We start from the raw sequence: 5,420 nt of genomic DNA, 5'->3' as shown, positions 1-5,420 counted from the left end.
GCCGTTCAGGCGCGATGGGGGGTGCAGGGGGCGCAGCCCCCGCCGGGGTTCGAGGGGCGGAGCCCCTCAGGGGGTCTGGGGCGCAGCCCCAGGGGGCCGGGCCTATCCGACCCCCGTCACGGGCGGGTGGGTGGGCAAACCCGCCGGGGTTCGAGGGGCGGAGCCCCTCAAGGGGGGTCTGGGGCGCAGCCCCAGGGCTCGACCTTTCGGTGCCCGTCACGGGCGGGTGGGTGGGCGAGCCCCTCGGGGTCTGGGGCGCAGCCCCAGGGGCCGGGCCTATCCGACCCGCTGCACGGGCGGGTGGGTGGGCAAACGCCCTCGGGGCCCGGGGCGCAGCCCCGGGCCAACCTAGTCCGGCCAGCGGCGCGTGACCCAGCGCCAGGTCAACTCCAGCACCAAGGACGCCAGCACAGCAACCCCCACACCCACCCACGGCATCACCACCCCCACCAGCTTCAGCGCGAAGAAGTGCTGCAACCACGGCACCGCGAGCACCAGCAGGAACGCCACACCCATGGCGGCGACGAGCGCGATCCGCCACCACGTGTAGGGGCGGGCGATGATCGCCAGCACCCACATCGAGACCAGGAAGAGCGTCAGCGTCGTGACGCTGGTCTCCGCGTCCAGCTCGCCCGACCCCGTGTAGTAGCCCCGCGCGATCATGTACGTCACGAACGTGGCCACCCCCGCGATGACCCCGGAGGGAATCGCGTACCGCATCACCCGCCGTACGAAGTGCGGTTTGGCGCGTTCCTTGTTGGGCGCGAGGGCGAGGAAGAACGCCGGGATGCCGATGGTGAAGGTGGACAGCAGCGTCAAATGCCGTGGCAGGAAGGGGTATTCGACCTGGAAGCACACCACCAGGACGGCCAGCAGCACCGAGTACACCGTCTTCGTCAGGAACAGCGTGGCGACCCGCGTGATGTTGCCGATCACCCGCCGCCCCTCCGCCACCACCGACGGCAGCGTGGCGAAGCTGTTGTTGAGCAGCACGATCTGGGCGACGGCCCGGGTCGCTTCGGAGCCGGAGCCCATGCTCACGCCGATGTCGGCGTCCTTGAGGGCGAGGACGTCGTTGACGCCGTCGCCGGTCATCGCCACCGTGTGCCCGCGCGACTGGAGCGCCGCCACCATGTCGCGCTTCTGCTGCGGGGTGACGCGTCCGAAGACCGAGTTGGCGTCCAGGACGTCCGCCATCTCGTCCTGCTCGGCAGGCAGTTGGCGTGCGTCGACCGTGTCGGCCGCGCCGGGCAGGCCGAGCTTCCCGGCCACCGCGCCGACCGACACCGCGTTGTCGCCGGAGATGACCTTGGCCTTGACGTTCTGCTCCTCGAAGTAGCGCAGGGTGTCGGAGGCGTCGGGCCGCAGCCGCTGTTCGAGGACGACCAGGGCGGTGGGCTTGGCGTCGGAGGCGACGGCCGGATCGTCCAGCTCGCGCGAGGCGCGGGCGAGCAGCAGGACGCGCAGGCCCTGCTCGTTGAGCGCGTCGATCTCGGCGAGCGCGGGGTCGCCGGACTTCAGCAACACGTCGGGCGCGCCGAGCAGCCAGGTGCTGTTCTCGCCGTCCCCCTCGCTGAACGCGGCGCCGCTGTACTTGCGCGCCGAGGAAAAAGGCAGCGACTCGGTGCAGCGCCACGCCTCGCTGTCCGGGTAGCTGTCGATGATGGCCTGGAGCGAGGCGTTGGGCCGCGGGTCGGACTCGCCGAGCGCGCCGAGCACCTTGCGTACGTACGTCTCGTCGGAGCCGCCGAGCGGGCGCAGCTCCGTGACGTCCATGCCGCCCTCGGTGAGCGTGCCCGTCTTGTCGAGGCACACCACGTCCACCCGGGCCAGGCCCTCGATCGCCGGGAGTTCCTGCACGAGGCACTGCTTGCGGCCCAGCCGGATGACGCCGATCGCGAAGGCCACCGAGGTCAGCAGCACGAGTCCCTCGGGGATCATCGGGACGATGCCGCCCACGGTGCGGGCGACGGCGTCCTTGAAGTTGTTGTCCTTGACCACGAGCTGGCTGATCACCAGGCCGAGCGCGGTGGGGACCATCATCCACGTGACGTACTTGAGGATGGTGGAGATGCCGGTGCGCAGTTCGGAGTGGACGAGGGTGAACCGGCTGGCCTCCTCGGCCAGTTGAGCCGCGTACGCCTCGCGCCCGACCTTGGTGGCGCGGAACGCGCCCCCGCCCGCGACCACGAAGGCGCCGGACATCATGGTGTCGCCTGGCTTCTTGAGGACCGGGTCGGCCTCGCCGGTCAGGAGCGACTCGTCGACCTCCAGGCCGTCCGCCTCGACGGCCTCGCCGTCCACCACGATCTTGTCGCCGGGCCCGAGCTCGATGACGTCGCCGAGCACGATCTCGGAGGTGGAGATCTCCACGGCCCGCCCGTCGCGCCGCACCGTCGGCCTGGCCTCGCCGATGACCGCGAGGCTGTCCAGGGTCTTCTTGGCCCGCATCTCCTGGATGATGCCGATGCCGGTGTTGGCGATGATCACGAAGCCGAAGAGGCTGTCCTGGATCGGCGCCACGACCAGCATGACCGCCCAGAGCACACCGATGATCGCGTTGAACCGGGTGAAGACGTTGCCCCGGACGATCTCGGTGGTGGACCGGCTGCTGCGCAGGGGTACGTCGTTGACCTCGCCGCGCGCCACCCGCTCGGCGACCTCGTCCGTACTCAGACCGCCTGCGTGCGCGGCCGGAGCGGGCGGCTTCACGGGGTGGACGGGGTCGAGTTCCGCCCCGGCGTCGATCTTGGCGCGCTGCGTCATGCTGTCGACGGTACGGCCGGACGGGGCGCTTCACCTGCTGGGACGGCCGAACATCCGACCCGGGGAGGAGGGGGATGGTCCTGTGGCGGTAGGCGGGTCCCGCCGACTGGTGCCTTTAGGCCCTTGCGCCGCCCGTGGTGCCGCTGCCCTTGGTGCCCGTGGTGCCGCTGTCCGTGGTGCTGCTGTCCGTGGTGTCGGCGCCCGTGGTGCCGGCGGTCTGCTGGGCGGCGTGCCGCTTGAGGGCGGCGTCGCGCCCCCGGACGTACCAGATGCCGATGAGGCCGAGTCCGGCGCCGGCCAGGCACGTCCACACCCACCACAGGTGGCCGTGGTCGTCGAACCAGCCGTAGAAGGGGAGCTGCACGAGGAAGAGGACGAACCAGAGGATGGTGCCGCCGGTGATGGTGGCGACCACGGGGCCCTCAAGGGGCTCCGGCGCCTCGTGCTGGGGTGTCCACTTCGCCATGCGCTCAGTGTAGGGCGCGCCCTTTTGGCCAGGTCCCGGTGGCGGTGCGGCCAGGAACGACGGGGGTCTACGCGCGGAGATGGTGATCTTCGAGTTATGTATTCATACTGAAACTGCTTACGGCTGACTCATTCTGTTCGTTAAAACGTCCAAAGTAGTTCGGGTACGTGCCGTTTTCCCATCCCTTCACGACTGAGGTTCCGCATGTCCCCCTCGGCCCGCGACACGGTCGACGCCGCAGCTCAGCCGCCCGCACCCGCCAGGCCGACCAACGGCCTCGACCGCTACTTCAAGATCTCCGAGCGGGGTTCCACCCTTGCCCGTGAGGTCCGCGGCGGATTCGCGACCTTCTTCGCGATGGCGTACATCATCGTCCTGAACCCGATCATCCTCGGCAGCGCCAAGGACATGTACGGGCACCAGCTCGACAGCGGCCAGCTGGTCACGGCCACCGTGCTCACGGCCGCCTTCACCACGCTTCTCATGGGCGTCATCGGCAATGTGCCGATCGCCCTGGCCGCCGGGCTCGGGGTGAACACCGTGGTCGCCCTGCAGCTGGCGCCCCGGATGAGCTGGCCCGACGCCATGGGCATGGTCGTCCTCGCCGGGTTCGTGGTGATGCTGCTGGTCGCCACCGGACTGCGCGAGCGCGTCATGAACGCGGTGCCGCTCGGTCTGCGCAAGGGCATCGCGATCGGCATCGGCCTGTTCATCATGCTGATCGGCCTGGTGGACTCGGGCTTCGTCTCGCGCATGCCGGACGCCGCCCACACCACGGTGCCGCTCCAGCTCGGCGGCAACGGGCACCTGCTCGGCTGGCCGGTCCTGGTCTTCGTCCTCGGCGTACTGCTCACGCTGGCGCTGATGGTCCGCAAGGTGCCGGGCGCCATCCTCATCTCCATCGTCGCCATGACCGTCGTCGCGATGATCATCAACGCGGTGGCGACCGTGCCGTCCTGGGGCCTGACCACTCCGAAGTGGCCGGGCAACCCCGTCGACACCCCGGACTTCGGTCTGGTCGGCCAGGTCAGCCTGTTCGGCGGCTTCTCCAAGGTCGGCGTCCTGACCGGCATCCTGTTCGTCTTCACCGTGCTGCTGTCGTGCTTCTTCGATGCGATGGGCACGATCATGGGCATCAGCGACGAGGCGGGGCTCACCGACGCCAAGGGCTACATGCCCGGCATGAACAAGGTCCTGTTCGTGGACGGCATCGCCGTCGCGGCGGGCGGCGCGTCGTCCTCGTCCGCGACGACCTGCTTCGTGGAGTCCACGGCGGGGGTCGGTGAGGGGGCGCGCACCGGGTTCGCGAACGTGGTCACGGGCGGGCTGTTCGCCGTGGGCCTCTTCCTGACCCCGCTCGCCACGATGGTGCCCTCCCAGGCGGCCACGCCCGCGCTGCTCGCGGTCGGCTTCCTGATCCTGTCCGGGTCGATCCGCGAGATCGACTGGGCGGACTGGACGATCGCCATCCCGGCGTTCCTGACGATGCTGATGATGCCGTTCACGTACTCCATCACGAACGGGATCGGGATGGGGTTCATCAGCTTTACGGTGCTGCGGGTTGTGGGGGGGAGGGGGCGGGAGGTGCCTGTGGCGATGTACGTCGTCTCGGCGGTGTTCGCCTTCTACTACCTGATGCCGGCGCTCGATCTGACCTGAGGGGGGCGCTCCCCGGGGTTGCCCGCTGGCGCGGGGGGTTGGGGGGTGCCTGGGCCTGGGGCTGTGCCCCGGACCCCGAGGGGTTTGCCCACCCACCCGCCCGTGCAGGGGGTCGGATGGGCCCGGCCTCTGGGGCTGCGCCCCAGACCCCCAACGGGCTGCCCCACCCACCCGCCCGTGCAGGGGGTTGGATGGCCCGGCTCCCTGGGGCTCCGCCCCAGACCCCGAGGACGCTTGCCCACCCGCCCGCCCGTGCAGCGGGTTGGATAGGCCCGGCCCCTGGGGCTGCGCCCCAGACCCCCTGAGGGGCTCCGCCCCTCGGACCCCGGCGGGGGCTGCGCCCCCTGCACCCCCGCTTTCGCGCCTGAACGGCGCTCGTCCTCAAACGCCGGACGGGCTGAGGATGCGCATGCTGGCCCGCACCGGTCCTGTTAGGGGCGCGGGGAACTGCGCGAGAAGCGACCACGGCCCGCAGACGGCCGGGGGTTGAGGGGCGCGGGGAACGGCGCAAACCCCGGGCAACCCAACG

Annotated in this window: 3 protein-coding genes; 1 reads left to right on the top strand and 2 read right to left on the bottom strand. The window is 70.5% G+C overall.

The annotated features are described in order from the left end of the window. Nucleotides 1–348: 348 nt before the first annotated feature. Both ACGF3I_RS29350 and ACGF3I_RS29345 read right to left on the bottom strand, forming a co-directional pair. Nucleotides 349–2,766: a cation-translocating P-type ATPase gene (locus ACGF3I_RS29350; RefSeq protein WP_393137213.1), complete on the bottom strand. Its 2,418-nt coding sequence runs from the start codon at nt 2,764–2,766 to the stop codon at nt 349–351. Nucleotides 2,767–2,881: 115 nt separating this feature from the next. After that, a complete protein-coding gene (locus ACGF3I_RS29345) occupies nt 2,882–3,232 on the bottom strand; it encodes a DUF2530 domain-containing protein (protein ID WP_393137211.1) in 351 nt (116 codons plus the stop codon). Between the two features lie 204 nt (nt 3,233–3,436). On the opposite strand from ACGF3I_RS29345, the gene ACGF3I_RS29340 reads away from it, so the two are divergent. Next, the gene (locus ACGF3I_RS29340; protein WP_393137209.1) at nt 3,437–4,891 is read left to right on the top strand and encodes an NCS2 family permease; all 1,455 of its coding nucleotides are present in this window, start codon (nt 3,437–3,439) and stop codon (nt 4,889–4,891) included. Nucleotides 4,892–5,420 lie beyond the last annotated feature (529 nt).

The sequence above is a fragment of the Streptomyces sp. NPDC048111 genome, from assembly GCF_043202815.1.
GTDB lineage: Bacteria > Actinomycetota > Actinomycetes > Streptomycetales > Streptomycetaceae > Streptomyces.
This window is presented reverse-complemented; position numbering and strand designations above follow the sequence as displayed.